The sequence below is a fragment of the Streptomyces parvus genome, assembly GCF_032121415.1.
GTDB classification, from domain to species: Bacteria; Actinomycetota; Actinomycetes; order Streptomycetales; family Streptomycetaceae; genus Streptomyces; species Streptomyces globisporus_A.
Map to the genome: position 1 here is coordinate 1,142,807 of NZ_CP135079.1, position 26,675 is coordinate 1,169,481.

A 26,675-nucleotide genomic window follows, 5' to 3' on the forward strand; every position below is an offset into this window, starting at 1 on the left:
TCAGACCGGCATGGGCTCCAGCTCCCGCCGGAACCGCTCCTCGGTGCGGGCGATCCGGACCAGCGGATGGTCGTCGCCGAGCTGGCGCGACAGCTCCACGACGATCTCCGACCGCAACTGCGCCGCCTCGTCCTCCCGGCCCATCGCGTCGAGCGTGACCGCCATGTTCGAGGTCATGGCCAGGGTCTCCGGATGGTGCGACCCGAGCGCTTCGCGCAACTGCCCGGAGAGCCGCTGCTCGGTCTCCAGCACGATGTCCAGCTCGCCCCGGTCGGCCGTCGCGCTGGCCAGGTTCATCACGCAGAACAGGGTGTTGGGGTGCTCCCGGCCGAACGCCTCCCGCATGGCGGCGACGACCTGCTTCAGCACCCGCTCCGCCGCCTCCGACTCCCCGACGCCCGTCAGATAGACGCCGAGGTTGTTCTGCGCCGCCAGGGTGTACGGGTGCTTCTCCCCCGGCACCTTCATGTACTGGTCGACGACCTCCTGCGCGGTGTCCAGCGCCTCGGCGCTCTCCCCCGCGGCGAACAGGTCCGCCGCGAGGTTGAGGTCGCAGGCCAGCGACTCGGGGTTGGCGATGGTGTACTTCGCCCGGTAGCGGGCGCGGGTCGCCACCGTGAGACGGCGCGCGTCCTCCAGCCGGCCCGCCCTGCGCAGCGAGACCGCGAGGCTCTTCGCGGCGCTGAGCGTGGTCGGGAAGGTCCGGCCCATCGTCTCCTTGAAGCTGTTGTACGTCGTGCTCAGCAGCCCCACCGAGTCGTCGTACCGGCCGACCTCCCGCAGGTCGCGCGCCAGGTTCATGGCGGAGGACAGGCTGTAGGGGTGGTCCGGTCCGAGCACCTGGGTGCGCAGGTCGTAGACGTCCTGGTCGATCTCCCGGGCACGGGCGTACTGGCCGACGCTGCGCAGGTTCAGGGCCAGGTTGTTGGCGGCGGCCAGGGTCCGGGGGTGGGAGTCGTGGAAGATCTGCCCGAACCCCTCGTGGGCCTCGGTCGCCATCTCGATCGCCCGCGCGTAGTCCCCGAGCAGTCCGAGGTCGATGGCCAGGCTGCTGGTGGTCATGTACGTGTGCGGGTGCTCGGGTCCCAGCACCTCCCGCTGCCGCTCCAGGGTGACCTCGTCCAATTCCTTCGCCTCCACGTAACGCCCGCGTGTGCGCAGGATGTTGGAGAGGTGGAAGCGGAGGTAGAGGTACTGGAGATCGCGCTCGCCGAGCTCCTCGCGCCAGAGCTCGCGCAGATCCTCGCCCAGCGCCCACGCGGTCCTGATGTCGCCGCGCTTCCAGAGGTAGCGGACCCGGTCGATCAGGAGTCTGCGGGTCTCCGGCTCCTTGCAGTTGCGGGCGTCGGAGGGGCCGAGGTGCGGCCAGATCGTGGCGAAGCGCGGCCAGGTCTCCGGGTTGTCTATCGGCTCGTCGTCGTCGGGCCGGGCCCCGGCGAGGATGCGGTGGACGACATGCCGGGCCTCGCGCTGCTCCTCCTCGCTGAGCTGGGCCTTGATCACGGCCTGGACGAGGCGGTGCACCTGGATGGAGTTCGAGACCTGGTCGACCTTGGCCAGGGCGAAGCGGCCGACCTCCCGGATGACCCGGCCCAGCACCAGCTTCTCCTGGAGCGAGGAGTCGTACGGCTTCAGCGCGTCGATCATCTCCTTGCTGTAGAGGAGGTTCGCGGAGATCGGCTCGGGGGCGAAGAAGGCGCAGAGCTGGAGCAGCCGCACGGCGGCGGGCGAGCGCTCCTTGAGCCGGGCGATGGAGATGTTCCAGGTCGCGGCGACCGGTTCCGGGTAGCCGGCCGGCTGGTTGAGCGCGAGGACCTGGGGCGCCTGCCGGGCGAGCTGTTCGAGATAGGCGCCGATGGGGGTGGCGGTCTCCGCGATCCAGGCGGCCGCCTGCTCCACGGCGAGCGGCAGGTCGCCCACCGCGGTCGCCACCTGGGCGGCGTCCTCGTCGCTGAGCCCCGGGGCCCGGCGCTGGAGGTGTTCGATCGACTCCTCGCGCAGGAAGACGTCCACGGGCAGCGCGTCACCGTGCTGGGACCAGCTCTGGTTGCGGGAGGTCACCAGGATGTGGCCGGAGCCTCCTTGCGGGAAGTACCGGCGCAGCTGCTCGGGGTCGTCGGCGTTGTCGAAGACCAGCAGCCAGCGGTCGGAGGGCACCCCGCGCCGCAGCAGGTCGACGGCCTCCTGGGAGGCCGCCGCCATGTCGTCGCCGCCCTGGGCGCCGAGCCGGCCGGCGAGTTCGGCGAGCGAGGCGACGACGTCGTCGGGCTGCTCGGACGATATCCACCACACCAGGTCGTAGTCGGCCATGAAGCGGTGCACGTACTCCAGGGCCACCTGGGTCTTGCCGACGCCGCCGAGTCCGTACAGGGTCTGCGGCTGCGGCAGGACGACGGCCAGGCCGCCGCCGAGCTGGTCGCGCATCCGCTCCAGGACGAGCGAGCGGCCGGTGAAGCCGGGGTTGCGCGGCGGCGCGTTCCAGATCCTCGGCACGGTGCCGGGGAAGCGGGGCCCGGGCGAGACCCCGTCGGCCACCTGCACCGGGCGGTCCAGGGCCCGCATCACGGCGGTGGTGGCGTGCACCTCGTCCAGCCTGAAGAGGTCGACCGGGTTGCGGTCGATGTACGGGGAGGTGAGGCGTACGTCCCCGACCCGCAGCGGGACAAGGCGGCGGCGGCCGCTGCCCACGGCCTCGGCGGAGGCCCGTTCCCACAGCTCGACAGCGCGCTGGGACTTCAGATACGCGCTGGAGAGCAGGACGACGGTGCGGGCGGCGTTCTCGGCGGTGGTGCCGGCCGGCTCCTCGGGCGGGCGTTCGGCGGAGACATCGCGCGGAACGACGCGGAACCCGGCCCGGGTGAGGATCGATTCGAGCCAGTCGGCCCACATCCGGTTCTCCGCCACATAGCTGAGGTGGAGATCGGCGGGCAGGGCGGGCCTGCGCCGGGTGAAGGCGTCACGGATCCGCAGCCGGACCTCTTCCCCGATCGGGGGCATCGACGTGATCTCCCGGTCGGTGATGACCGCGGTGAGCCGTTCGAAGGCGGAGAGCAGGGAGTTGGTGAGCCCGGCCTCGTCGCCGAAGGTGGCGAGGGTCTCCTCGTAGGCGTAGTAGGGCCGGTACGGGATCTCCACCGCCCCCCAGTAGGCGGTGAGTTCGTCGCCGGACAGATCGCGCGGCAGCCGGTCGAACTTGAGCCGGGCCAGCGCCCGTCCGGCGTCCGCCTTCTCCTTCTCCCCCTCGTCGATCCGCATCGGTACGGGGTAGAGGGCGATCGGGCGGCCGGTGTTGCGCTCGGCGATCTGGCGGGCGACGGAGGCCGCGCCGTCGATGGACTGGTCGCTGAGGGTGAAGCAGTCGACGAGCACGTCCGGGAGGTGGACGGTGCAGATGTCGGCGATGTCGCTGAGGCCGGTCCGGCTGTCGATGAGGACGTAGTCGTAGTTGGCCTTCATGTCGTCGCGCAGGGCGTCGAAGAAGTGGCCGCCGCCGAACCGGTCGTAGAAGTTGTCCCAGTCGAAGGTGGAGACGGTGGCGCTGTACTCGCGGTTCTGCCGTCCGGCGGAGACGAAGTCGAGCGTGCCGCCCTGCGGGAACTCCCAGCCCAGCGACTCCGGGGTCAGCGACACGGCGTGCGGCTGGATGCGGGCGTAGTCGCGGTGCCAGTCCTCGGCGCGCTGGGCGGGGCTGGTCGCGGCCCAGGCGTACTCGGTGATCAGGTCGATCACGCCGGTGGTGGCGCCGAGGGTGGCCGGGTCGAGGAAGGGGTGGAAGAAGCGGTGGAGTCCGGGGGCTTCCAGGTCCCAGTCGACGGCCAGCACCCGCTTGCCGTTGGCCGCGAGGATCCAGGCGGTGTTGGCGAGCGCCATGGTGCGCCCGGTACCGCCCTTGTACGAGTAGAAGGTGACGATGCGCCCGTCACGACCGGCACTCATAGGTCCTCCGCTTCCGTCGCAGGGTCGTGCGGGTCGGGTATGTAGCTCGTGTAGCCCATGGGGCCGGTGAGCCGGGTCCGCTCGCCGGATCCGCCGCCGGATCCGGGCGGGTAGGCCTTCGCGTGCTTCAGATACTGCTGGGCTGCCACCTCGACCACCTGGGGCAGGAGTTGGCCGAACGCCTCCATCGTGGGCACTCCTTTCGCGGCGGCTCGGCAGAGGGCCCGGCCCTGGCCCATCTTGACCGGCATGACCGCTTCGAGCTTCTCGGTGAGCTCCGTCTCCGCCGCTCTGCTCTGGTGGTCGTCACGGCTCCACGGGACGACCATGGTCACCCAGGGCCGGTTCTCCGCGTCGAAGGCGGCGAGCCTGCGGCAGTGGTCCGCGTCCTTCAGGGCCCAGCGGTCGACGAGCAGGATCTCGGGGGTGCTGGGCGGCGCCTTGCCGTCGTGCCGGTCCTCGTCGAACGAGGTGATGACGGCCTGGTAGTTGAGCGAGCGGACCAGCTCCTCGGCCACATAGGCCAGCGGCCGGGCGGAGGCGGGGTAGTACGGGTTCCAGTCCTGGGGATGGTCGCCGTAGTGGTCGCTGTTGCGCCCCTCGGGCAGATCGTGGCGGGTGGGCGCGGCGATGGTGATCTGCATCGGCCGGGGTGCGCCGACTCCGCTGCTGGGGGAGCCGAAGGCGCTGGGGGCGAGGCGGTAGTCGACGGGGCGGCCGGTGTCGATACGGACCGAGTCGGCGACGCTGACGATGCGTTTGGCCAGCTCGTAGACGGCCCGTTCGTACTCCTCGGCGAAGAGTCTGAGCTTGATCAGACCGTAGAGGCCGTCGCTGACGTACCGTTCGCCGAAGTCGCGGTGGTTGAACTGCAACCGCTCGGCTGAGCCGGGCAGTTGGCTCGGTGGCACCGGCACCCAGAGCGCGGGGACGATGGCCTCGGCCGGCTGGTTGGAGCGGGCCCGGTGGTGGATGGCCCGCTGTTCGAAGGCGTACCACTCCTTGCCGCACATCTCGCTGGCGAAGTAGCGCGGCGAGAACAGCGGAACGAAGACCCGGCAGGTGGCGAGGACGTCGCCGAGCCGTTCCGACCAGCCCTCGCCGGAGCGTATCTCCCGGTCCATGAAGCCCGCGGGGGCGCCGGCGGGTAAGTCGGTCATGGCCATCACATGGCCGCAGAGATCCTGGAAAAGCCGTTCGACCCACATATCGGGGTCCGTTCCGGCGCCGTACCCGGGCGTGTGGGCGTAACTCAGAAAGAAATACGGCCGATGGCCCACCGCTCGCTGTTGCGTCGATGCGTGCACACGACCCCCGTCCTGTATGAGCACTCGCATCCCAGAAGGAGGAAGGGAGTGCAAGCGAACTCATCATTCCGGAGCGGGCCGCATTCCAGCCCCTCCCGTTCGGTCATTCGAACGTCACTTTCCGGTCAGAGGCCAGGACGTTCGCTAACGGACCGGACGGCGAGAGGATCCTGCCGCGATTCTTTCCGGCCGCACTCCGCGTTCCGCTGATCTCCTTGCGGACAGCGGCGATCAGCTGTTTCCCGTCGACCGTCACCTCCGCCGCGTTTTCGATCATGTCGAGTGCTTCCGGAACACCCGTGAGGAAGCGCGGATCGTAAAGCCCGAGCCCCGCGCGTTCGAACGTCTCGGCCAGCAGTCGGGAGAACGGCACGTGTTCGCTCCCCCAAGGCGTTCGATGGTCCCAGGTACCGTCCAGGGCGTAAAGATCCGTCACTTCACCGAGCGCGCGCAGTTTCGCCCGGCGGAATCCGCTGAGCAGGCCGAGTGCCAGCTCGTCCGCGCCGGTCACCGGCCCGGTGCCGAGTGCGCCGGGTCCGTGGCGCCCCGGTGCGGCCGCCCCGGTGGACAGCGGCGTGATCGTGGTGAGCGTACGGGCGGCCTCGGCGGCCTGGTCCGGTACGGCGTCGGCCAGCAGCGACCAGGCCTCGGCGATCCGGTGCGCCCAGGCTTCGGCGTCCTTTGCCGCGAGGCGGTCGGCCGCGGGAGCGTCGAAGCAGTCGCGGAGGGGGTCGAGGTCGTCCAGGAGGACGGCGGGGGCCGGTGCCCGCCGCAGGACGCGCACGGGCAGCCAGTGCGGTCCTTCGGGCTCGTCGGGTGCGATGCGCCGTCCGGTGCCGGGCGTGGCCTGCGTCTCCCGGACGAGGAACCCGCCGTCCCCGGAGTGCACGACGGCCGTCCCCCGCTTCCCCGGCCCGCCGAGGAGCACGGTGCCGAGGGTGGGCAGGTGGAGGCTTCCGTCGCGGTACGCCACGGGGACGGGCAGGTCGAGCCGGGCGCGGACGGCCGCGGCGGCCACGGTCGCGGCGAGCCGTTCGGCGGCGGGTTCCGTGAGCCCTCGGCCGGCGTCGACGTCCGCCAGGGCGTCGACCAGCCAGGTGCGGGTGTAGGGGTGCGCGAGAACCGTGTCGAGCGCGTCGGCGCCGGTGGCGTCCGCCTCGACGGCCGCCGCGAGCCGCCAGGCGTCGTCCCAGAGCGCTCCGCCCCGGCCGTCGAGGGTGTCGTGGAGCACGGCGAGCAGGGTCCGGGTCAGGTCCTGGTGGGCGGTGAGCAGGGCGTCCGGCGACCGGACGGCGGGTGATGCGATGGCGGCGGCCGTACGCTCCTCGATACCCCGGATGAGGGCGGCCAGGTCGTCGCTGTACACGGACGGGTGGTCGAAGCCGCCGCCGGAGGCGTCGTCGGAGCGGTACCGGTGGGTGTAGAGCCCGCCGCCGCACGAGCGTACGACCGGACAGCGGCGGCAGGTCTCGCTGACGCCGGCCAGACCGAGCTGGCGGGCCCGGACGCCGGGGTGGGCGGCGACCTCGTCGAAGGTGTTGCGGAAGACGTCGAACCCGGTGGCGGCGGCGCCCTCGTAGGCGCTCTTGAGCGAGTCGACCTGTTCCAGCTTCCCGTCGGTCTCGATGACGACGAGGTCGGTGGGGGCGAGGCCCAGGGACTCGGTGAGGCTGGGGCCGCCGCTCAGACTGGAGAGCACCGAGGCGAACATCCGGACGGGCATGGGGCGGCCCTGTTCCGTCCAGCGGTCGAAGACCGTCAGGAGCCACGCGGCGTACGCGGTGGGCGATCCGTCCGGCCGCGGCGGTGGGTCGTCCCAGGTGGCGTGCGGCAGCAGGAAGTCGACGAGCGGGGGTTCGAGCGCGGCGAGGGCGTCGTGCACGGCCACCGGGTCGTTGTGGATGTCGACCGTGCAGAGCAGACCGAGGTCCAGATGGCGGTAGCGCTCCTCGCGGAGCAGGCCGACCGCTCGCAGCACCATCGGGTGGCTGCTGCGTCCGTCGGCGTACCGGCGGTGGCGGTCGTTGGCGGCGCGGTCGCCGTCGAGCGAGATCCCGACGCGGACGTGGAACTCGTCGAAGAGGTCGAGGTAACGGGGGCTGAGCTGGACGCCGTTGGTGTGGATCCTGAGGTCCAGCTCAGCGATGCCGTTCAGGGCCGAGCCGAGCTCCTCGCAGACCCGGCGCAGTCGCGCGGGCCCTGCCAGGAGCGGTTCCCCGCCGTGCAGGATCACTGTGACGGAGGGAAGCGCATGAATGGTCGCATGCTCGGCCAGACGCCGGGCTGTCCAGGAAATCGCCTCGTCGGAGATGGCTTTCGGTCGGGTCAGCCAGCTCTGATCTGCATGTTCATAGACGTAGCAGTGGTCGCAGGCGAGATCGCACCTGCTGTGCACTTTGAGAACGAATTCGCGGAAGGGGACCAGGGGTCCTGTCATTCCGCCATTCTAGCCAGTTCTGACGCCTGCTCAGAGAGCGGAATTGAACGTGGAGATCCGGGTGGACCGGGCCGTGGTCGCACCGCATACGCGGTTGATCTTCGTGACGGCGTCGGCGCTGCGGACGTCGGTCGCCGCGAGGGTTGCGCGGGTCTTCGCAGGGGCGAAGTCGGGGGTGGTTCCGTAGGTCTTCACGGCCGTCCTAGGGGGATCCTGAGGGGGTCTGTTTCCGGACATTGAAATGCTGCCGGATTCCGCGTCATCACACGGTCCGGCACGCGCACTTTACTACCGCCGAGGCCCCTCCACATGCCGGCGGAACAGCCTTCACTCCAGTGTTTCGAAAGTCGAAACATGCCTTGCGTTCGGCCTCCTGGGTGAGCGGGGCACGGGCGGCGGGACCTCCGGACGGGAGAGCCTGCTTCCGCGCCGCCGGCTTTCGCAGGTGGGAGGCTTGCGGACGGGTCCGGAGCCCGCCCGGGCAGGGGGCGGTCGCGCGAACCGCGACGCGGCCGCCACGGCCGCCCGGACGCCCTGGCGGGGGCGGTAATTCACTCGTTCACCGGTTCCGCTCCGGGGCGGTCGCCGTGCGCGCGGCGGTCATGACCTCCCCACGCCGCCCCGGGCCCGGACAGGGAGCGGCTCGGCCCTCTCCGCGCACCCCGCGCGGAAGTGGCCGAACCCCGTCGCGGCGGCCCTCGGAGGGGCCGGGACGCTCTTGCCCGGCCCCTCCCTCCCACCTACTCTCGTGGCCCCGGGCGGGTCAGGCGTGACGGCCGGCCGGGTCATACGACAACTGCAGACGGAGGCGACCATGACGGCGTTGCCCGAGCCGCTGAGATCCATGGTCTTCAGGAACGACGACCTGCCGGACCTGTTCCATCACACGGACGCGGTCGCCGTGGCCCGCCAGCGCGAGGCCGTGAACACCACACGGGTGCAGCTGGCGCTGCTCGTGGCCGGCACGGTACCCGCGGCGCTGCCCTGGCACACCGACGACGGGCCCGCGGCCCGGGCGCTGTACGGCGCGGCGGTGCTGGCCTATCTGGGCGTGCTCTTCACGACCTTCCTCGCCTCCCAGCGCAAAGCAAAGTCGCATTGGCAACTCAACCGATCCGCAGCGGAGTTCATCAAATCGAACTGCTGGCGCTACGCGGTGCACGGCGCCCCGTTCGACAGCGCGTCCGAGCATCCGGAGGCGCTGTTCGCCAATCGGCTGGAGGACGGACTCCAGGAGCTGCGGAAGGTGGGCTGGGCCGATCCGCGCGAGGAAATGCCGGATTCCGGCGGACTCATCACGGAGTCCATGCGCGCGTTGCGGAACAAGGCGTACACGGTCCGCAAGGAGACGTATGTACGGGACCGGCTCATCGAACAGCGCCGTTGGTACCGCCGACGTCAGCAGGCCTCCCGGCGCGGGGCGCTCATGTGGTCGGGCGCCATTGTCGCGCTGACGCTCCCTGCGCTGGCGCTGAGCGTACTGCAGACCTTCGGGGTGGGCCGGTCGTTCGGTCTAACGGGGGCCCTGTCCGCGGCGGCGGCGGCCTGTCTCGCCTGGAACGAGATGCGCCGGCACCATCCGCTGATCTCGGCGCACTCGCTGGTGGAACAGGACCTGGAGTCGATGCAGGCCGCCATGGAGACCACCCTCACCGAACGGCACTGGCCGACGGCGGTGTTCGAGACCGAGCGGATCGTCTCGCCCGAGCACACCGACTGGCTGGTCAGACACCGGGTGTGACCCTCTTCCCCACCCCGGCTCGGGTCAGCCGCGCAGCACCCCGTCGCGCCAGATCACGGTGACCGGGCGGCCCAGGGTGCGGGCGTACGTCACGATGTCGCCCGTACCGCCGAGGCCCCGGGCGGGGAGGCCGTCCCAGACCGCGAGCAGCCGGTCGCAGTGGTCGGCGATGTAGGCGCCCGCCGCGTAGTACGCCTCGTCGGTGGAGTGCGGGAAGTCGAGCCGGACCTCCCGTGCCGCGCGCGCCTTGAGCGTCCGGTAGCGGGCGAGGTCGGCGGCGTTGTCGAAGCAGGCTTCGTAGTCGCCGCTGGGGATCACGGCGGTCAGTTCGGCGCCGCAGGTGAGGGCGAGGTCGGCGAAGAGCTGGTCGGCGCCGACGGCCAGGCTGGAGAGGGCCTGGCCGGGGCGGTCGGGGCCGCAGAGAGCGGCCCGCATTCCGGCGAGCACATGGGCCTGCGCCTCGACGGGGATGGAGCGGTGACCGGTCACTCCGATGCGATACACGGACCTGCTACCCCCTGATGCCAGCGGAGCGCGCCCCGGGGGCGCCCCGCCCCCTGCCGCCCCGTCACGACGATCCGTCGTGGCGACATCCTCTCAAGAGCCCCCCGGCGAGCGGGAGCCCCCGTCCGGAACTCCGGACGGGGGCACGTATGTACGGACAGCTCCGTACCTGATCGGCGGGACCGGTCAGTACACGCTGACGCCGTACGCGTTCAGGGCTTCCACGACCGGCTGGAAGAAGGTCGTGCCGCCGGAGGAGCAGTTGCCGCTGCCGCCGGAGGTGAGACCGATCGCCCGGGTGCCGGAGTAGAGCGGGCCGCCGGAGTCGCCGGGCTCGGCGCACACGTTGGTGCGGATCATGCCGTAGACGACGTCGCCGCCGCCGTAGTTGACCGTGGCGTTGAGTCCGGTGACCGAACCGCTGTGGGTGCCGGTGGTGGAGCCCCGGCGGGTGACGGCCATGCCGACGGTGGCGTTGGCGGCGCTGGTGATGTCCTGGCCGCCGACCGTGCCGTCCTTCGGGATCGTGGTGTTCGTGTAGCGCACGATGCCGTAGTCGTTGTTCGGGAAGCTGGACCCGGAGGTCGTCCCGAGCACGGTGGTGCGGGCGGAGTTGGCGTACCAGGTGGTCGCACCGTCGGTGCAGTGACCGGCGGTCAGGAAGTAATAGGTGCTGCCGCTGCGGACGTTGAAGCCCAGCGAGCAGCGGCCGGTGCCCGAGTAGATCGCGTCGCCGCCGGAGATCAGCTTGGTGAACGTGCCGGGGGTGCGTTCGATGCGCAGCGCGTCGGCGTTGGCGCCCGCCGACTTCTTGATCGTGTTGATCTCCGCCTGGGTGACCGTGCTGTCCACGGTGACGACGAGGCGTTTGGTCTGCGGGTCGATGTTCCAGGCGGTGCCCGCGATGTCGGCGCCGAGCACGGCGTCGCTCGCCGCGGTCAGCTGGTTGGCGCTGAACGTCCGGGGGGTTTCCGCGTTGGCGGTGGGGATGGCCATCGCCGCGACGGCGGCGAGCCCCGCGAGGACGGCCGTGGTACGGACGCGTCTCGCGGCGTTGGAGCGGTTGTTGGTGCGCTTGATCCTCACGTCGGGTTCCTCCGAGGGGAATCGGGGGCCCTCCTGTGGGGTGGCGGGCCCGTGAGGCGCAGTCGGGGGCCTGTCCGGATTCCGGAGTTGCCGTGCCCCTGACAATCGCTGACCGGAGTATCGAGGGGCCCGGACGGGAGGCGCAAGAATGCCTTTCGGCCACGCGGGTCCCGCACGTCTCCGGCCCCGGGAGCCGTGGGGCTGCCGGGGCCGGAAGAGGTGTCACGCGGGTCAGGCGTCGATCCGGTTCCGCTCCCCCGCCGGGACCGCCACGGTGAGCGTGTTGCCGGGGGGCGGGAAGGGGCAGATGAAGTGATCGGCGAACGCGCACGGCGGCAGCAGCGCGCGGTTGAAGTCGACGCTCACGCTGGAGTCGGCGGCAGGCGCCCCGGGCCGCAGGAAACGGAAGCGGTAGCTACTGTTCCCGCTGGTCACATCGGCGAAGACGGCCCACAGCGAGCCGTCGGGCTCGACCGCGACCTGGAGCGTGTGCTCCTGTCCTTCCACCGTGAAGGCGATCTCCCCGCCGAGCCCGAGACCGCGCTCGACCCCGTCCGCGTTGGCCACCCGTACGGTCCGGTCGGCGTACGGGCGGAAGGTCCCGGACAGCGTCCAGCGGGGGTCGTACGGGGTGGCCTCGATGGTCGAGAAGGCGTGCCGGGCCGGTGATCCCGGGTCGAAGTCCCGTACCGCCCACAGCCCTTCGCGACGGAGGACCACCAGCCGCCGCTCCCCCTGCGCGACCCGGGAGTCGTCGACGGGTCCGCGGTCCGCGCCGAGCCGGACCTCGCCGGTCAGGGGCTTGCCGTCGACGACGACGCCGTCCTCGGCGGCGGCTGTGAGGACCACTTCGTCGCCGTCCTCGCGCCAGAGACCGGGGACGGCCGGAATTCGCCCTTCCGGGTAGTCGGAGAGCCAGTGGGTCCCGGTCAGGGAGAGGGGGCCGTACGGGGCGGCGACGGCGAGGACGCGCCCTTCGTGCCACCGCTGCCAGTCCCGCGCGGCGTCCGGCCCGCCGCCGCCCTGTTCCTGCTGCTGTGCGTCCGTGCTCATGCGGTCAACCTTTCCATACCGGCTCGGGGAGGCCGAGGTGCGACCGCAGCGTGGAGCCGGTGTATTCGGAGCGGAACGCACCGCTCTCCTGGAGGAGCGGGACGACCCGGTCGACGACGTCGTCCAGGCCGCCGGGGGTGAGATGGGGGACGAGGATGAAGCCGTCGGCGGCCCGTTCGTCGACGAAGGCCGTCAGCTCCGCCGCGACGGTGCGGGGTGAACCGATGAACGACTGCCGAGTGGTCGTCTCGATGACGGTCCCCCGCAGGGAGAGCCCCTTGGCCTCGGCGAGCGCGCGCCAGCGGGCGACGATCGCGAAGGGGTCGCCGTGCCGGACCCGGCCCTGGGTGATCTCGGAGTCGGGGACCGGGTCGATGCCGGGCAGCGGCCCGTCGGGGTCGTAGGCGGAGAGGTCGGTGCCCCAGATCTGCTCGGCGGCGAGAATGGCGTTCTGCGGGGAGACCTGCTGGCGGCGGATCTCGGCGGCCTTCTCCTGGGCCTCGGCGTCGCTGTCGCCGACGACCACGGTGACCCCGGGCATGATCTTGAGGCTGTCGGCCTCCCTGCCGTACGCCGCGAGCCGGCCCTTGACGTCGGCGTAGAAGTCCCGGCCCGCCTCCAGGGTGCCGTGCCGGGTGAAGATGATGTCGGCGGTGGACGCGGCGAACTCCCGGCCCTCGCCGGAGTCCCCGGCCTGGATCACGACCGGGTGGCCCTGCGGCGAGCGCGGGACGGTGAACTCCCCGGAGACCGTGAACTGCGGCCCCTCGTGGGCGAACGGCCGCGAGACGCCCTCGGGCGTCCAGGAGTCCCACAGTTCGCGGGCGGTGGCGACGAACTCGGCGGCCCGGGTGTACCGGTCGGTCCGGTCCAGATAGCCGCCCCGGCGGAAGTTCTCCCCGGTGAAGGCGTCGGACGAGGTCACCACGTTCCAGGCGGCACGGCCAGCGCTGAGGTGGTCGAGGGTGGCGATCCGGCGGGCCAGCTCGTACGGCTCGTTGAAGGTGGCGTTCACGGTCGCGGCGAGGCCGAGCCGGTCGGTGACGGCGGCCAGGGCGTTCAGCACGGTCAGCGATTCGGGCCGGCCGACCACGTCGAGGTCGTGGATGCGGCCGTTGTGCTCGCGCAGCCGCAGCCCCTCGGCGAGGAAGAAGAAGTCGAACTTCCCGCGCTCCGCCGTTCTCGCCAGCTGCTCGAAGGAGGAGAAGTCGATCTGGCTGCGGGAGCGCGGATCGGCCCACACCGTGGTGTTGTTGACGCCCGGGAAGTGGGCGGCGAGATGCATCGGACGGGGCACGGTCAGGCCTCCTTCGCGGCGTACCGGCCGACGGGGCGTACGAGCCCGAGGTGTTCGCGCAGAGTGCCGCCGGGGTGGAAGGTGCGGAAGAGGCTGCGGTGCTGGAGGAGGGCCACGGTGCCGTTGACGATCCTTTCGAGGTCGCGTTCGGGGGTGATGGGCGTGAGGTGGAAGCCGTCGGCCGCGCCCGATCGGTGCCACTGGGCGATGAGGTCGGCGAGATCGACCGGACCGCCCCGGAAGTAGGTGCCGCCTCCGGCGAGCTGCGGTCCGCTCTCCAGACCGGGCTCCGGGGCGGTCTCCACATCGCCGAGGTCGACGGTGAGCGCGACCAGGACGCGCAGGGACCCGGCATCGCGCCCGTGGGCGGCGGCCTTGCGGAGCACCTCCTCACGGACGGCGGCCGCCTGCTCGGGGGTGGTGGCCCGGATGTGGGCGACGTCGGCGTGCCGGGCGGCCGCCTCGCGGGCCGGGGCGGTGGTGGCGTCGATGACGATGACCGGGCGCCCCTGCGGTGGTCGCGGCACGATCGCGGGGCCCTTCACCGTGAAGGTGGAGCCCTCGAAGTCGACGTAGTGCAGCTTGTCCCGGTCGATGAAGCGGCCGGTGGCGGCGTCCCGGATCTCGGCGTCGTCCTCCCAGCTGTCCCAGAGCCGTCCGGAGACGTCGGCGACCTCCCCGGCCTCCTGCCAGAGCGCGGCGGGGGGCGCGGCGGGACGTCTGCCGAAGAGCCGGGCCTCCGCCTCGGTGGTGGAGACGTCGGCCTGCCAGCCGGCGCGGCCCCGGCTCACCCAGTCCAGGGTGGCGACGGCCGAGGAGACGTGGAAGGGCTCGGTGTGGGTGGTGGTGACGGTCGGGACGAGGCCGACGCGGTCGGTGGCGGGGGCGACGCGGGCGAGGACGGCGAGCGCGTCGAGCCCGGGGCGGGCGAAGGAGTCGCCGAGGGTGACGTAGTCGAGGGCGCCGTCCTCGGCGAGCCCCGCCAGCCGGAGGTAGTGGCCGGCGTCGTAGTGCGGCGGGCCGCCGATCTCGGCGGCCAGATGGAGGGATGTACGGGCGGACATATCGGGGACCTCTCGGGTCTGCGGTCGGTCGGGGGCCTCGCGGGGTCGTCGTGGCCGGGCCGGACGGAACCCGGCCACGACGACGTCCTCACGGCCGGGGCGTCAGCTCCTGGTCTTGGGCAGGCCGGGCGGGTTGATCTCCGACTTCTCCACGGCCTCGCCGCTCAGCCCCCAGCGCTCGAGGACCTTGCCGTAGGAGCCGTCCTGCACGATGTGGTCGATCGCGGCGGCGTACGCCTTCACCAGACCGCTGTCCTTCTTGGTGGTGGCGGCGATCTTGCCCTGGAGGTCGCCACCCGCGCCGGAGAGCTGGCCGATGATCTCGGACTGGCCGGCCGTGGCGACGTGGTAGGCGGCGGTGGGGCTCGGGCCGAGGTGGGCGTCGATACGGCCGGACTGGAGGGCCAGGTAGTAGTCGGTGTCCTTCTGGAAGTACTTGATGTCCACCGGCTTGCGCCCGGCCTTGACGTTCTCCTCGCTCCACTCGACGAGGATCTTCTCCTGGTTGGTGCCGGAGGAGACCGAGATCGTCTTCCCGGCGACGTCGGCGGGCTCCTTCACCGTCCAGCCGGAGCCCTTCTTGGCCTCGAAGGCGATGTTGTCGAGCCGGTAGGTGGCGAAGTCGTACTTCTCCTTGCGTTCCTCGGTCACGGTGACGTTGGACAGGACGGCGTCGAACTTGGTGCTGTCCAGGCCGACGAAGAGGTTCTCCCAGGAGACCTCCTCGAACTGCGGTTTCAGACCGAGGGTGTCGGCGACGAGGGTGGCGATGTCGATCTCGGACCCGATCCGGGTCTGGTCGTCGGTGGCGTAGAAGCCGAGCGGCGGCGAGGCCTCGGCGCTGGCCCCGATCCGCAGCGTGCCGCGCTTGCGGATCGCCTCGGGGACGAGATCGGCGGCGGCCGCCACCTTCTTGCCTCTGATCCGGTCCTGGTCGGGCCCGATGTTGACCCCGGCGTCCTGGTGGTTCTTCGGGGCCGCCAGATCGGTTGCGGGGTCGGAGGCGCCGCAGGCGGTGAGCAGACCGGTGGCAGTGAGGGTGGCGAGAGCGAGGATGACGCTGCGGCGGACGGACACGTACGTGCTCCTAGCGTGGAAAACGCGGAAAGCCTGGAAAGGAGAGGAGAGGCGGGGCGGGGCGGGGCGGTTCAGAAGACCTTGGAGAGGAACGCGCGGGTGCGCTCCTGGGCGGGGTGGTCGAGTACGTCGGCGGGCGGGCCCTGTTCGACGATGCGGCCCTCGTCCATGAACACGACGGTGTCGGCGACCTCGCGGGCGAAGCCGATCTCATGGGTGACGACGATCATGGTGGTGCCGCCGTGGGCCAGGTCCTTCATGACGTCGAGGACCTCGCCGACGAGTTCGGGGTCGAGCGCGGAGGTCGGCTCGTCGAAGAGCAGCAGCCGGGGTTCCAGGGCCAGGGCGCGGGCGATGGCGACGCGCTGCTGCTGACCGCCGGAGAGCTGTGCGGGGTAGGACGTCGCCTTGTCGGCGAGGCCGACGCGTTCGAGCAGCTTCTCCGCCGCCGCCACGGCCGCCTTGCGGGGGCGGCCCAGCGCCGAGATCGGCGCCTCGATGATGTTCTCCAGGACGGTGAGGTGCGGGAAGAGATTGAAGTTCTGGAAGACGAAGCCGATCTTGGTGCGCTGGCGCAGCACCTCGCGTTCGCGCAGTTCGTGGAGCTTGTTGCCGTCCCTGCGGTAGCCGACCAGGGTGCCGTCCACGCTGATCCAGCCCTGGTCGACCTTCTCCAGGTGGTTGATGGTGCGCAGCAGGGTGGACTTGCCGGAGCCGGAAGGGCCGAGGACGACGGTGACCCCGCCGGGGCGGACCGACAGGTCGATCCCGCGGAGCACCTCCAGGGAGCCGAACTTCTTGTGCACGGAGCGGATCTCGACCATGGCATCGCTGGGTGTGCTCATCGCACGGCCCCCTTGGCGTAGTGACGTTCGACGTAGTACTGGAGGACGGAGAGCACGGTGGTGAGGAGGATGTACCAGACGGTGGCGACCATCAGCAGCGGCACCACCCGGCCGTTGCGGCCGTAGACCACCTGCACCTGGTAGAAGAGTTCGCCGATCGCCATGACGGAGACGATCGAGGTGCCCTTGAACAGCGAGATGATCTCGTTGGCCGCGTTGGGCAGGATCGAGCGCATGGCCTGCGGGAGGACGATCCGCCGCAGCTGCCGGAACTTGGGGATGCCGAGCGCGGCCGCCGCCTCCGACTGGCCGCTTCCGACGGCCAGCACGCCGCCTCGTACGATCTCCGCCGCGTAGGCCGCCTGGTGCAGCGCGAGGCCGAGGACGGCGGCGCTCATCGCCCCGACCAGGTTCATCGTCTCGAAGGCGAAGAATCCCGGCCCGAACGGGATGCCGAAGGTCAACTCCTTGTAGAGGTAGGCGAGGTTGAACCAGAACAGCAGCTGCACGATGAGGGGGATCGAGCGGAAGGCCCAGATGTAGCCGTACGCGACGGTCCTCAGGAACGCGCTCGCCGACAGCCGCATGAAGGCCAGGACGATCCCTAGGGCGAAGCCGATCGCCGTTCCGTAGAAGGTCAGTTGGAGGGTGACCCAGACGGCCTTGAGGATGGTCGGCGCGGTGAAGAACTGCGCGAAGACGCCCCATTCCCAGCCGGGGTTGGTGATCAGCCCGTTGAGGAACTGGGCCAGCAGGACGGCTGTCGCGGCGATGGCGGCCCACCGCCAGGGGTGGCGTACGGGCACGACGGTCAGCTCGTCGGGGCCCGCACCCCGTCCGGCCTCCTTCGCGGTGGGCGGATCGACGGGCGGATCGACGGGTGGGTCGACGGGTGGGTCGACGGGTGGGTCGACGGGTGGGTCGACGGGTGGGTCGACGGGTGGGTCGATGGTCAGTGACATGGGAGGAGTCCTTGGGCGCCGAAGCGGTGGTACGGGAGGGCTGCGGAGGGTGCGAGGGTCCGGCGGTACGGAAAAGGGGGCCGGACGGGTCAGGAGGCGAGGCGACCGCGACAGGAGAGGTCCCGGAGGAAGGTGAGCGCCGCGCGGGCGGCGGCGTCGTTCTGCCGGAACGCGGGTCCGCCGGTACGGGGCCGGGTGAAGGCCCCGCTGGAGCGGGCGGTGGTGAACGGGCCCAGCGCGAACCGCCGCGGGTGCGGGCGGCCCTCGTCGTCCAGGACCCGGCTGTCGGCCGGGTCCACGGCGAGCAGCCCGTCGTCGGTGACGGCGGCCCCGCCCTCACGCAGACCGCGGAGCAGGGGGCTCGCGGTGTGCCGGAGCGAGGGGTCGGGGAGCCGGGCCTCGACCAGCGCGCGGGCCTCGGTGTACGCACCGGGGACGGTGGCGCTCCGGGCCCGGAAGAGGCCCTGCTCCTCGTCCGTCTCCACGGTGAGGCCGGCGCCGAGGAAGCGGACCACCCCGGCCCGGGAGAGGGCCAGGAGCTGCTGGAGGCGGGGGCCCGGCGGGCCGGAGGCCAGATAGCTGAAGAAGCCGTGCCACCAGGAGCCGATGTCGCCGAGCCGGATGAGCTGCGCGTAGGCGGAGAGCAGCCCGAGGAAGACCGCCAGGTCCTCGCTGTGTTCCGGGTCGTGACGGCGGGCCAGGTCGGCGGTGATGTAGGCGCGCAGAGCTTCCTGGAGGTCCTCGGGCGAGTCGTGGCGGACGCCGTCCAGGGGCCGGTCCAGCGCGTCGAGGTCGAGCCGGTCGGCGGGGTCGGGCACGGCCTCGGCGATCAGACCGGCCAGTTCGGGGCTGCCCGGGTCGGCGGCGGCGTACTTCTCGGCGAAGACCTCGTGGGCCAGGGCGGTGCGATCGGGGTGGGCGGTGAACAGCCGGTGGTAGTGGGCGTGGCCCAGCTCCTTCGCGACCGCCGGCCAGATGTCGCGCCGGAAGTCGAGCGGTCCGGTCCTGCTCAGCAGCTCCTCGGCCCACCCCGGCCCCAGGTGCTGGGGCAGGGGCGGGCGGTCGCCGGTCCAGGGGTAGCCGATCTTGGCGTGGTACGGGACGCCGCGCCGCGATCCGACGTACAGCACGGGTTCGCGGCCGGACGGCAGGTACTCCCCGGCCTCGTACCGTCCGCCGCGTCCTTCGGTGAGCAGGACCATCAGGTCGACGAAGGCGAGGCCGAAACCCCGGACGATGACCGCCTCCCCGGGGCGGAGGGCGTCGAGGTCGCTGTCGGCGGTGAAGTCGGGCGGCAGATGGACCAGGGCGTGCCGCCGGGCGAAGTCGGCCAGTCCCCTCTGCTCGGGGTCCTGTTCTGCGTCGAGGTGGCCCACGGTGAGGACGACGAGGTCGGCGAGCAGGGGTTCGGGGCTGCCCTGGAGCCGGACGCGCTGGCGGCCGCCGCGCGCTCCGGTGATGGCGAGGGCGGTGGTGCGGTGCTCGTGCACGGTGATGCCGGGCGGCAGGGCGGCGAGGGCGCGTTCGTAGGTCCAGCGCAGATAGGCGCTCTGGAGGCGCCGGGTGGGGAAGTCCGCTCCGGCGAGGCCGTGGATCTCGGCCAGCACGGCGGGGTCCGCGTCCGGGGTGATGCGCCCGGCGCGGACGTCCTCGGCCCAGGCGTCCAGGGCCGGTCCTGCCACGACGGGGCCGGCCAGCCCCACCGTCTCGTCGGTGAACATGGTGACGTCCTCGGCCATGGAGTTCATCCACAGCAGCGGCGACTGGTCGGGCCGCCAGATCCGGCCGCCGCCCGCCGGGTGGGGGTCGACGACGTGGAGGTCCAGGGGCCGGTCCCCGTACAGCTCACCGGCGTTGGCGGCGACGCGCTCGATCACGCCGGTGCCGCGGGGGCCGCCGCCGATCACCACGATGCTGGGTGCGGACGTCATCGCGCACCCGCCGTGCCACGTGCGTAGTACCGCTCGACGTAGCGCTGGCCGATGCTCAGCAGGGTGGTGACGGCCGCGTACCAGAGGGTGGCGACCAGGAGCAGCGGGATGACCTGGTAGGTGCGGTGGTAGACGAGCTGGACGGAGTACAGCAGGTCCTGCACGGCGATGATGCTGACGATGGAGGTGCCCTTGAGGGTGCCGATCAGCATGTTCCCGGCGGGCGGCACGATGGAGCGCATGGCCTGCGGCAGCACGATGCGCCCAAACCGCCGCCAGGGGCCGAGGCCGAGGGACTGGGCGGCCTCGATCTGTCCGCGTTCGACGGAGAGGATGCCGCCGCGCACCACCTCGGCGGCGTACGCGGCCTCGTGCAGGGTGAGCCCGATGACGGCGATGGTGACGGGGCCGAGGAGGCTGACCGTGGAGACGCCGAGGATCTGCGGGTACAGGGCGCCGATGTTGAACCAGAACAGCAGCTGGACCAGGATCGGGGTGGACCGGAAGAGCCAGACGTACCCCCAGCTGACCGCTTGGAGAACCGGGTTGCCGGAGAGACGCAGGACGGCGAGCAGGGCGCCCAGCGCGAATCCGAGCACCATGACCACGGCGGTGAGCCAGAGGGTGAGCCAGAGCCCCCGCAGGACGGGCACGGTGGCGAAGTAGGCGAACACGACGTCCCACTGGAAGGCGTCGTTGCGGACGACCGAGTTCAGCGCGAGCGCGAGCAGCACGAGGACGGCAACTGCCGCCGCCCAACGACCTGTTCGGCGTACGGGGACGATGCGCGGCACCGCCTCGGCAGCGTCCTTGGCGAGCGACGGCGAGGCGGGGGGAGGCGAGGAGGAGGGCAGCGAGACGGTCTGCGGGGGCATGCGGGAGCTCCGTGGATGCTCAGATCGAACACGGGGCGTGCCTTCACACCGGAAAACCACACGTGGACCGGGCCCCTCAGCGCCGGTCCGCTTCCGAGATAAGCGGCGTGCGCGGGCAGTTGTCAAGCCTGTCCACACTGTGAGCCGTGGATCTCACCGCGGTTGACGCGCACTCGGATGCCTGTTCCACTTGGGCCATGCATCCGCAGCAGTGGCTGGTCACCCGCTCCCACATCGACTTCGGTCGCGTGTGGTCCTCTTCCTGTTGAGCTGACTCCCTGCTGTCCGGTTTCCCCTGCTCACGCCGCTCTTTCCGGCGTTCGAGCCCCGTTCCCCGCGTGACTTCACCCTCACCTCCGCCACACCGCTCCACCCTCCCCTCGCACCGCTGAACTCTTTCGCCGTTCCCCCGTGCCGCCCCGGCTCCGTGCCGCCGCGGCCCGGGGGTGGTCGGCATCCCCCGACGAATCCGGAGAAGCACCCTCATGTCCCGATCCCGGCATACCGGCCTGTTCGCCCTGATCACCGCGGCCGCCCTGACGCTCACCGGCTGCGCGGAGCCGACGGACACGGCGGCGGGCGGATCCGACCGGGCCGCCGCCAAGGGGAAGACCCCGACGACCGACGTCGTCTCGGAGGTCCGCGAGGACGAGGCCGCCGCGAAACTGCTGCCCGCCGAGGTGCGGGAGGCTGGCACGCTGCGGATCGCCTCGTCCGTCGGCGCCCCGCCCGGCGCCTTCTACGAGGAGGACGGTTCCACCGCCGCCGGCGCCGACATCGACTTCGCGGACGCGGTGGCCCGGGTGCTGGGGCTGGAGCTGAAGCGCGAGGTGGCGTCCTTCGAGGCGATCCTGCCGGCGCTCGGCAGCGGGAAGTACGACCTGGGCACGGGGAACTTCGGTGTCACCGACGAACGCCGCAGGACCATCGACTTCGTGACCTACATCAACGACGGGCAGGGCTTCGCGGTCCGCGAGGACAGCGAGCTGGAGAAGGTCGACGACCTCACACAGCTGTGCGGCCTGGACGTGGCGACCGGCGCGGGCACCACCTTCGAGGTGACGCTCCAGGAGAATCTGCCCCGGTGCGCGAAGGCGGGCAGGAAGCCGTACCGGGTGAAGACCTATGCCGACCAGGCGGCGGTGTGGATCTCGCTCCGGCAGAACCGCTCCGATGTGGTGATGTCGACCATCAACGGGCTGCGCTACGCGGTGACCCAGCAGGAGGGGCTGCGCTTCCTCAACGAGTTCAAGCGGCTCGACGTGGGCTTCGCCTTCAAGAAGGGCAGCCCGCTGCCCCCTGCCTTCCAGGCGGCCGTCAACCGGCTCAAGGAGGACGGCACCTACGACCGCATCCTGAAGAAGTGGGGCACCACCGAGTCCGCGATCGAGACCTCCGAGATCTCGCCGCCCGAGCTGAAGTGACCCCGCGTCAGCCGCGCGGGCCTCAGCAGTCGCAGCCGCAGGACTCCCCGCAACAGCAGCAGCCCTCGCCGCAGTCGCCGCAGCAGCTGCACGCCTCGCAGCAGTCGCCGCAGCTCTGGCACGGCGACTGCCGCTGCTCCCTGCTCCAGGGGTCCTCGAAACTCCCGCAGCACATCTGGCAGGTGCAGGCGAGCCCGGCCCAGACCAGGCAGCCGGCGATCAGCCCGCGCCGGTCGCGGGGCGGCCGCGGCGGAGGCGTCGGGGAGCCGGGGGCGTACGGGTTGCCGGGCGGCGCTCCGTACGGATTGCCCGGCTCAGGCCCGTAGGAGCCGTCCGGGGTCAGCAGCCCCAGACCCTCCCGGTGCGAGCAGGAGGAGGTGCCGAACGCCCGGTCGACCGAGCGCCGCAGCTCATGGGCGAGCAGGACGTGAACGAGCCGGCCGTCGGTGAACTCCACCTCGCGCAGCGCGAGCCGTACGCCGTGGAGCGCGTCGTCGCAGAGCCGGCGCGCCTCGGCGAGCGGGGTGCCGGTGGCCGTCAGCGGGTTCCAGGCACCCGACGCGGCGTCCGCCTCCCGGTCCTCGACCGCGTCCAGCAGATGGGCGAGCCGCCCGAAGAGCCGGCCGGCCTCCGCGAGCGGCGCGGCGTTCTGCGGCTTCCCGGCGAGACGGGCGGTGTGGGCGAAGGCGGCGGCGGTGGCGGTCTCGGTGGGTTCGGTGACCGTCAGCAGCGGGGTGCCGAGCCCGGCGAGCGTCTCGATCCCGGTCTGCCGGTCGACCGCGTCGACCAGGAGGGCGGTGTCGAAGCCGAGGGCCGCCCCGGTCCGCGCACCCGCCCGGTCCCACCCGGCGGCCACCCGGCGCGCGGCGGCGGCGACCGGGCGGCGGGCCAACAGCCCGTCCCGGTCGGCGACGTGGTCGCGGACCTTGGCCGAGGCGAGGACGAGCGAGACGGCGGCGGCGAGCCGGGCCCCTTCGCCCTGGGCGACCGGCGCGGTCCGCATGGCGCGCAACGGGCAGGGGCCCGCGGTGCGCCGCCCGCCGGCGGCGAGGCCCGTCTGAGCCTCCGTCAGGACGGAGACGATGAGGCCGTCATAGTTCGTGACGATACGGGCGAACTGTCCGTGATCCGCCCTCAGAGCCAGGCAGAGACCGCAGAGATGGGCCATCCACTCGACTCTCAGACTTTCGGAGAGGCGGTGGGTGCAGGGCCTGACGATTCCGAACACGACGATCCCCCGGGAGCCGTTCAGCCGGTGCGCGACGCTCGCGAACCGGGGCGTCATGCATCGTATCGAGCCATCCGTTCACCCGTCCGTCGGCAGGATCACCCGTACGGCTCGAAGCGTCATATTTTCTTTTTGCAACCCCCCTTATGCAGGACGAACCCTGACGAATCGCCACATCCTCTGCACCAGTAGCGTCACGAATCGCCTGCGAGCCGACTATCTACTTGGCGCGCTATCCGCATCATGGACGACCATAGGGATACGAAAGAGATGCGGAACGCCACAGAACCGCGGTGAGAGGAGGCGTCCATGGGATCGGTGCGCAAGGCGAGTGCCTGGCTGGGCCTCGTGGAGGACAACGACGAGCGGTACTACGACGACGAGTACAACGAGGGCACGGAGACCGGTACGGGCAACCAGGCCTGGGTCACCGACCCGCGGGTGCAGGTGGCCGCCGAGGCGGCCGAGGAGCGGGACCGCCGGATCGCGACGGTGACTCCGGACAGCTTCCGCGACGCCCGGGCCATCGGCGAGCTGTTCCGGGAGGGCGTCCCGGTGATCGTCAACCTCACGGCCATGGACCCCGCCGACGCCAAGCGCGTGGTGGACTTCGCCGCCGGACTGATCTTCGGTCTGCGCGGCTCGATCGACCGGGTGGCCACCCGGGTCTTCCTGCTCTCCCCCGCCGACACCCAGGTGGTGGCGGGCGAAGCCGCCGGCCGGAAGGCCGACGGCTTCTTCAACCAGAGCTGAGCAGGGCGCTCGCCGGAGAGTTCCGGTCAACGCCGCCGGTCGGCGTGTGCGTCACGGCGCACCCCCGTCACCGGAAGGCGTCGAGACCGGTGAGCGCCTTGCCCAGTACCAGTTGGTGCATCTCCACGGTTCCCTCGTAGGTGAGCACCGACTCCAGGTTCGTCGCGTGCCGCATGACCGGGTACTCCAGCGAGATTCCGTTGGCCCCGAGGATCGTGCGCGCGGTGCGGCAGATCTCGATCGCCTCCCGCACGTTGTTGAGCTTGCCGAAACTGACCTGTTCCGGCCGGAGCCCGCCCGCGTCCATCCGGCGCCCCAGGTGATGGGCGAGCAGGATGCCCTTGTGCAGCTCCAGGGCCATGTCCGCCAGCTTGGCCTGGGTGAGCTGGAAGCCGCCGATCGGGCGGCCGAACTGTTCCCGGCTCCGCGCGTAGTCGAGCGCCGACTCGAAGCTGGCCCGCGCCGCGCCCATGGACCCCCAGACGATGCCGTAACGCGCATGGCTCAGACAGCTGAGCGGGCCGCGCAGCCCCTTCGCGTCCGGCAGCACCGCATCGGCCGGCAGCCGCACCTCGTCCATCACCAGCTCGCTGGTGACCGATGCGCGCAGCGACCACTTGTGGTGGATCTCCGGGGCTTCGAGGCCGGGGGCGTCGGTCGGCACGACGAATCCGCGGATGCCCCGGCCGTCCAGGCCCTCGTCGGTCTGCGCCCAGACGACGGCCACCCCGGCGACCGAGCCGTTGGTGATCCACATCTTCCGGCCGGTGAGGATCCAGTCCTCGCCGTCGCGCTTGGCGTGCGTCCGCATCCCCGCCGGGTCCGAGCCGTGGTCGGGCTCGGTCAGGCCGAAACAGCCGATGATCTCCCCGGACGCCATGCCGGGCAGCCACCGCTGCTTCTGCTCCTCGGAGCCGAAGCGGTGGATCGCGTACATGGCGAGCGAACCCTGTACGGAGACGAGCGAGCGGATCCCCGAGTCGGCGGCCTCCAGCTCCAGGCAGGCAAGACCGTACTGGACGGCGCTCGCCCCGGCGCAGCCGTAGCCCTCCAGCGACATGCCGAGCGCGCCCAGGGCGCCGAGCTCGCGGGCCAGCTCCCGGATGCCGGGCAGCTCGCCCTTCTCGTACCACTCGGCGATGTGCGGCAGGACGCGGTCGGCGGCCCAGGTGCGGACGGTGTCGCGGATCGCGAGGTCGTCCGGGCCGAGCAGGTCGTCGATGCCGAGGGGATCCGAGGCGTCGAACGGCGGGAGCTTCGACGGCTTCGCGGACTCGGTGCTGGACATGAGGGTGCCTCCGGCGGCTCGCACGGTGCTCGGAGGGACCGGGAGACGCCCGCCCTCCGAAAACTAGCAGTGGTAGTCAGGGCGTCGTGCTGACGTTACGGGTCAGTGTGCCGCTCGTCCAGAGCCGGCCGCCTCGGCCGGTTCGCGGCGCGCGGGCACCATCGGGCGCGGGACCGGACGGTTCCGCGCGGCCGGACGGACGGCCTCGGCTGCCTCGGCCGATGCGGCCGACTCGGCGTCGCTCCGGCGACAGGGCTCCTTCGGCGGGCAGTCCATGACCTTCGGCAGCCGCAGGGCGGCCAGCGCCCCGAGCAGCAGGAGCCCGGCGCTGACGAAAAGCGTGATGTGGAGTCCGCCGATGAAGGCGTGCCGGGCCGTGGAGCGCAGGAGATCGCCCATCGGGCCGCCGAGCTGGGCGGCGACCTGGTAGGCCTCGCCGAGCGAGTGGGAGGCCTCGGCCCCGGCGCGGGCGGGGACGCCCTTCTCGCTCAGGGAGGCGAGGCCGGGGGCGTAGGCGGCGTTCATGACACTGCCGAGGAGGGCGATGCCGAGGCCCGCGCCCAGCTGGTAGGAGGTCTCGCCGATCGCCGCGGCGCCGCCCGCCCGCTCCGGCGGGGCGTCGCTGAGCATCGACTCGTACGCCCCGAAGAGCGTGGTCTGCAGTCCGAAGCCGAGCAGCACGAACGCGACGGTCAGCAGGCCGGGCCGGTCGTGCTGGCCCATCGCGGTGAGCACCAGGACCGAGGACGCGGTGAGGACGAAGCCCCAGCCGACCATGCGCCGGGGGCCGAAGCGGCGCAGGGTGTACGAGCCGGTTGCGCCTGCGGCCATCGCCGCGAAGGTCAGCGGCAGGAGGCGCAGCCCGGTCTCCAGCGGGGTGAGCCCCAGCACCAGCTGGAGGTACTGGACGGCGATCAGCTGGAGGCCGACCAGCGCCAGCATGGCGAGCACGATGCAGCCGACGGCGGTGGAGAAGGCCGGGCGGGCGAACATCGCGACGTCGATCAGCGGATGCGTGCGGCGCTTCTGCCGGCGGACGAAAAGGACGAGGAGTGCGAGACCGAGAGCCAGCGGGCCGAGCGCGACCGGATCCAGGAGCCCCGAGTCGCCGCCCAGGCGCTTGACGCCCAGGACGACGCCGAGCACCCCGGCCGCGGCCATGAGCGCGCCCAGCACGTCCCACGGGCCGTCGCCGTCGCCGCGCGACTCGGGCAGCAGCCAGCGGCCGAGCGGCAGGATCACGGCCATCAGCGGGATGTTGACCAGGAAGACCGAGCCCCACCAGAAGTGCTCGACCAGGAAGCCGCCGACGACCGGCCCGGTGGCTGCGCCGACCGCGGCGACCGCGGTCCACACGCCGATGGCGAGCGCCCGCTCCCGGCGGTCGGGGAAGACCTGGCGCAGGATCGACAGCGTGGCGGGCATGATCATCGCGCCGCCGACGCCGAGGAGGGCGCGGGCCGCTATCAGGACGCCGGAGCTGTCGGCCGCCGCGGCGAGCACGGAGGCGACCCCGAACAGCGCGTAACCGATCAGGAGCACACGCCGTCTGCCGATCCGGTCACCCAGCGTGCCGAACAGGATGAGCAGCGAGGCGCAGACGAGCGGGTAGGCGTCGACGATCCACAGGAGGGCCGTACCGCTCGGGCGCAGGTCCTCGGTGAGGGACGGAACCGCGACATGGAGCACGGTCGCGTCGAGGGCGACGACCAGAAGACTGAGACAGAGGACGACGAGGACGACCCAGCGGTTGGCGTCGTCGGCGGCTTTGCGCAGCCGGACCCCGGCCGTGGTCGTCCCGGACATCTACGTACCTCCCGATGAGTCCCTCGCGCTCGGCGGACCGACGGTGACGTGTGGGGGTGCG

General features: G+C 71.6%; 20 protein-coding genes. 3 read left to right on the plus strand and 17 right to left on the minus strand.

Translation table 11 applies throughout. From position 1 onward, the window contains the following. The 4 genes from fxsT to fxsA all read right to left on the minus strand — a co-directional run bounded on the left by fxsT (window position 1) and on the right by fxsA (window position 7,875). Window positions 1-3,936, minus strand: coding sequence for an FxSxx-COOH system tetratricopeptide repeat protein (gene fxsT, locus RNL97_RS06230; protein WP_030590283.1), 3,936 nt, complete (start codon window positions 3,934-3,936; stop codon window positions 1-3). After that, window positions 3,933-5,273, minus strand: coding sequence for an FxsC protein (gene fsxC, locus RNL97_RS06235; RefSeq protein WP_158709154.1), 1,341 nt, complete (start codon window positions 5,271-5,273; stop codon window positions 3,933-3,935). Before fsxC ends, fxsT begins: the two co-directional genes overlap by 4 nt. Window positions 5,274-5,346: 73 nt before the next feature. Beyond that, window positions 5,347-7,680 carry a radical SAM/SPASM protein FxsBH, inactivated beta-hydroxylase extension form gene (gene fxsBH, locus RNL97_RS06240; protein WP_313750460.1) on the minus strand — a complete coding sequence of 778 codons (2,334 nt, stop codon included), beginning with the start codon at window positions 7,678-7,680 and terminating at the stop codon, window positions 5,347-5,349. A gap of 30 nt (window positions 7,681-7,710) precedes the next feature. Further along, window positions 7,711-7,875, minus strand: coding sequence for an FxSxx-COOH cyclophane-containing RiPP peptide (fxsA, locus tag RNL97_RS06245; RefSeq protein WP_010056998.1), 165 nt, complete (start codon window positions 7,873-7,875; stop codon window positions 7,711-7,713). A 619-nt stretch (window positions 7,876-8,494) separates the two neighbouring features. Between fxsA and RNL97_RS06250 the strand changes: the two genes are divergently transcribed. Continuing rightward, window positions 8,495-9,421 (plus strand): DUF4231 domain-containing protein, encoded by a 927-nt coding sequence (locus tag RNL97_RS06250; RefSeq protein WP_243313629.1) that lies wholly within the window; start codon window positions 8,495-8,497, stop codon window positions 9,419-9,421. A 24-nt stretch (window positions 9,422-9,445) separates the two neighbouring features. On the opposite strand, the gene RNL97_RS06255 is transcribed toward RNL97_RS06250, so the two are convergent. From RNL97_RS06255 to RNL97_RS06300, 10 genes are all read right to left on the minus strand, one after another. Then, window positions 9,446-9,925, minus strand: a complete 480-nt coding sequence (locus tag RNL97_RS06255) for a hypothetical protein (protein WP_030590295.1) — start codon at window positions 9,923-9,925, stop codon at window positions 9,446-9,448. Between the two features lie 186 nt (window positions 9,926-10,111). Then, window positions 10,112-11,011, minus strand: a complete 900-nt coding sequence (locus tag RNL97_RS06260; RefSeq protein ID WP_030590298.1) for a S1 family peptidase — start codon at window positions 11,009-11,011, stop codon at window positions 10,112-10,114. A 231-nt stretch (window positions 11,012-11,242) separates the two neighbouring features. Beyond that, window positions 11,243-12,064, minus strand: a complete 822-nt coding sequence (locus RNL97_RS06265; protein ID WP_030590301.1) for a DUF1684 domain-containing protein — start codon at window positions 12,062-12,064, stop codon at window positions 11,243-11,245. A 4-nt stretch (window positions 12,065-12,068) separates the two neighbouring features. Then, window positions 12,069-13,349, minus strand: coding sequence for an NtaA/DmoA family FMN-dependent monooxygenase (locus RNL97_RS06270; RefSeq protein WP_030590304.1), 1,281 nt, complete (start codon window positions 13,347-13,349; stop codon window positions 12,069-12,071). 14 nt (window positions 13,350-13,363) lie between these two features. After that, window positions 13,364-14,425, minus strand: a complete 1,062-nt coding sequence (locus RNL97_RS06275) for an LLM class flavin-dependent oxidoreductase (RefSeq protein WP_030590307.1) — start codon at window positions 14,423-14,425, stop codon at window positions 13,364-13,366. Window positions 14,426-14,527: 102 nt separating this feature from the next. Continuing rightward, window positions 14,528-15,502 (minus strand): ABC transporter substrate-binding protein, encoded by a 975-nt coding sequence (locus tag RNL97_RS06280; protein ID WP_030590310.1) that lies wholly within the window; start codon window positions 15,500-15,502, stop codon window positions 14,528-14,530. Between the two features lie 71 nt (window positions 15,503-15,573). Continuing rightward, entirely contained in the window at window positions 15,574-16,326 is a 753-nt protein-coding gene (locus RNL97_RS06285; protein WP_030590314.1) for an amino acid ABC transporter ATP-binding protein, read from the minus strand. Between the two features lie 17 nt (window positions 16,327-16,343). Then, window positions 16,344-17,309 carry an amino acid ABC transporter permease gene (locus RNL97_RS06290; RefSeq protein WP_313750461.1) on the minus strand — a complete coding sequence of 322 codons (966 nt, stop codon included), beginning with the start codon at window positions 17,307-17,309 and terminating at the stop codon, window positions 16,344-16,346. An 89-nt stretch (window positions 17,310-17,398) separates the two neighbouring features. Then, the gene (locus RNL97_RS06295; RefSeq protein WP_030590321.1) at window positions 17,399-19,240 is read right to left on the minus strand and encodes an FAD/NAD(P)-binding protein; all 1,842 of its coding nucleotides are present in this window, start codon (window positions 19,238-19,240) and stop codon (window positions 17,399-17,401) included. Further along, entirely contained in the window at window positions 19,237-20,115 is an 879-nt protein-coding gene (locus RNL97_RS06300; protein WP_030590324.1) for an amino acid ABC transporter permease, read from the minus strand. Before RNL97_RS06300 ends, RNL97_RS06295 begins: the two co-directional genes overlap by 4 nt. Before the next feature lie 485 nt (window positions 20,116-20,600). On the opposite strand from RNL97_RS06300, the gene RNL97_RS06305 reads away from it, so the two are divergent. Next, complete coding sequence (locus RNL97_RS06305) at window positions 20,601-21,539, plus strand: ABC transporter substrate-binding protein (protein WP_030590327.1); 939 nt, start codon at window positions 20,601-20,603, stop codon at window positions 21,537-21,539. 22 nt (window positions 21,540-21,561) lie between these two features. Here RNL97_RS06305 and RNL97_RS06310 read toward each other — a convergent pair whose 3' ends face one another. Next, the gene (locus RNL97_RS06310) at window positions 21,562-22,767 is read right to left on the minus strand and encodes a DUF5685 family protein (RefSeq protein ID WP_313751607.1); all 1,206 of its coding nucleotides are present in this window, start codon (window positions 22,765-22,767) and stop codon (window positions 21,562-21,564) included. A 309-nt stretch (window positions 22,768-23,076) separates the two neighbouring features. On the opposite strand from RNL97_RS06310, the gene RNL97_RS06315 reads away from it, so the two are divergent. Next, window positions 23,077-23,520, plus strand: coding sequence for a cell division protein SepF (locus RNL97_RS06315; RefSeq protein ID WP_030590335.1), 444 nt, complete (start codon window positions 23,077-23,079; stop codon window positions 23,518-23,520). A 67-nt stretch (window positions 23,521-23,587) separates the two neighbouring features. Here RNL97_RS06315 and RNL97_RS06320 read toward each other — a convergent pair whose 3' ends face one another. Together RNL97_RS06320 and RNL97_RS06325 are read right to left on the minus strand one after the other, a co-directional pair. After that, window positions 23,588-24,808, minus strand: a complete 1,221-nt coding sequence (locus tag RNL97_RS06320; protein ID WP_030590338.1) for an acyl-CoA dehydrogenase family protein — start codon at window positions 24,806-24,808, stop codon at window positions 23,588-23,590. Between the two features lie 102 nt (window positions 24,809-24,910). Further along, window positions 24,911-26,614 (minus strand): MFS transporter, encoded by a 1,704-nt coding sequence (locus tag RNL97_RS06325; protein ID WP_243313635.1) that lies wholly within the window; start codon window positions 26,612-26,614, stop codon window positions 24,911-24,913. Window positions 26,615-26,675 lie beyond the last annotated feature (61 nt).

Excerpts from the sequence above, each read along its gene's own strand:
- RNL97_RS06285 (WP_030590314.1), bottom strand. The coding sequence starts at position 16,326 with ATGGTCGAGATCCGCTCCGTGCACAAGAAGTTCGGCTCCCTGGAGGTG.
- RNL97_RS06325 (WP_243313635.1), bottom strand. The coding sequence starts at position 26,614 with ATGTCCGGGACGACCACGGCCGGGGTCCGGCTGCGCAAAGCCGCCGAC.
- RNL97_RS06295 (WP_030590321.1), bottom strand. The coding sequence starts at position 19,240 with ATGACGTCCGCACCCAGCATCGTGGTGATCGGCGGCGGCCCCCGCGGC.
- RNL97_RS06290 (WP_313750461.1), bottom strand. The coding sequence starts at position 17,309 with ATGTCACTGACCATCGACCCACCCGTCGACCCACCCGTCGACCCACCC.
- RNL97_RS06275 (WP_030590307.1), bottom strand. The coding sequence starts at position 14,425 with ATGTCCGCCCGTACATCCCTCCATCTGGCCGCCGAGATCGGCGGCCCG.
- RNL97_RS06305 (WP_030590327.1), top strand. The coding sequence starts at position 20,601 with ATGTCCCGATCCCGGCATACCGGCCTGTTCGCCCTGATCACCGCGGCC.
- RNL97_RS06250 (WP_243313629.1), top strand. The coding sequence starts at position 8,495 with ATGACGGCGTTGCCCGAGCCGCTGAGATCCATGGTCTTCAGGAACGAC.
- fxsT (WP_030590283.1), bottom strand. The coding sequence starts at position 3,936 with ATGAGTGCCGGTCGTGACGGGCGCATCGTCACCTTCTACTCGTACAAG.
- RNL97_RS06320 (WP_030590338.1), bottom strand. The coding sequence starts at position 24,808 with ATGTCCAGCACCGAGTCCGCGAAGCCGTCGAAGCTCCCGCCGTTCGAC.
- RNL97_RS06315 (WP_030590335.1), top strand. The coding sequence starts at position 23,077 with ATGGGATCGGTGCGCAAGGCGAGTGCCTGGCTGGGCCTCGTGGAGGAC.
- RNL97_RS06270 (WP_030590304.1), bottom strand. The coding sequence starts at position 13,349 with ATGCATCTCGCCGCCCACTTCCCGGGCGTCAACAACACCACGGTGTGG.
- fxsBH (WP_313750460.1), bottom strand. The coding sequence starts at position 7,680 with ATGACAGGACCCCTGGTCCCCTTCCGCGAATTCGTTCTCAAAGTGCAC.
- fsxC (WP_158709154.1), bottom strand. The coding sequence starts at position 5,273 with ATGCGAGTGCTCATACAGGACGGGGGTCGTGTGCACGCATCGACGCAA.
- RNL97_RS06300 (WP_030590324.1), bottom strand. The coding sequence starts at position 20,115 with ATGCCCCCGCAGACCGTCTCGCTGCCCTCCTCCTCGCCTCCCCCCGCC.
- RNL97_RS06265 (WP_030590301.1), bottom strand. The coding sequence starts at position 12,064 with ATGAGCACGGACGCACAGCAGCAGGAACAGGGCGGCGGCGGGCCGGAC.